Source organism: Corallococcus carmarthensis, assembly GCF_003611695.1.
In the GTDB taxonomy this organism is placed as follows: domain Bacteria; phylum Myxococcota; class Myxococcia; order Myxococcales; family Myxococcaceae; genus Corallococcus; species Corallococcus carmarthensis.
On record NZ_RAWE01000476.1, the window covers coordinates 1 to 748 of the forward strand.

Here is a 748-nt window from a genome sequence, read left to right on the forward strand (position 1 = left end):
GGGAAGGGGGAGGCGAAAGAGTCCGTTGACTCAAGGAAGCGGCTCGGATAGATCCGCCCACGCTTCGCCGGGCCCGAGGGCAGTTCCTGGCGCAGCACCGGATATCGGGGAGTGGCTCAGCCTGGTAGAGCACTTGGTTCGGGACCAAGGGGTCGCAGGTTCAAATCCTGTCTCCCCGACCAAACGATGAAGCGGGCTGGAGGCCGAAAGGCTTCCAGCCCGTTTTCATTTGGGGCTCCAGCCGCGTCCCCCAAATCCCGCGGACTTATGCGGTGAGTGCTGGTCATTCACGTCTGACACGGACTTGGAGTACAATTCTTTCAGGTCTTGCCGGAGGAGCGTGAATGAGTCTGAACCGACGTGAGCTGCTTCGTCTGTCCATGCTGGGAGGAGGGGCTCTGGCGCTAGGGCCCGGACTCTTGAATGAATCCCACGCGGCGCCGGCACAGCCGGGGCCCAGCCCGTATGGGGCCATCTCTGGTTGGCCGGATGCCAACGGAGTGAGGCTGCCGGCGGGCTTCACCTCGCGGATCATCGCCCGCTCGGGACAGGCGGTGGGCAACACCGGCTACACCTGGCACGGTGCTCCGAACGGTGGGAACTGCTTCTCGCTGGCCACGGGCGACTGGGTGTACGTGTCCAACGGGGAACTGGGGGCCGAAGGCGGCGCCAGCGCGGTGCGCTTCGACGGGAGCGGGGCGGTGGTGGGCGCCTACCGCATCCTGGCCAACACCCGGCGCAACCGGGC

Annotated in this window: 1 tRNA gene and 1 pseudogene; both read left to right on the forward strand. The window is 66.0% G+C overall.

What is annotated here, in order from left to right:
- The first annotated feature begins 105 nt into the window (after positions 1 to 105).
- Positions 106 to 182 (forward strand) — tRNA-Pro (locus D7X32_RS44555).
- Positions 183 to 380: 198 nt separating this feature from the next.
- Positions 381 to 748: pseudogene (locus tag D7X32_RS46410) on the forward strand (translocation protein TolB); the annotation flags it as partial.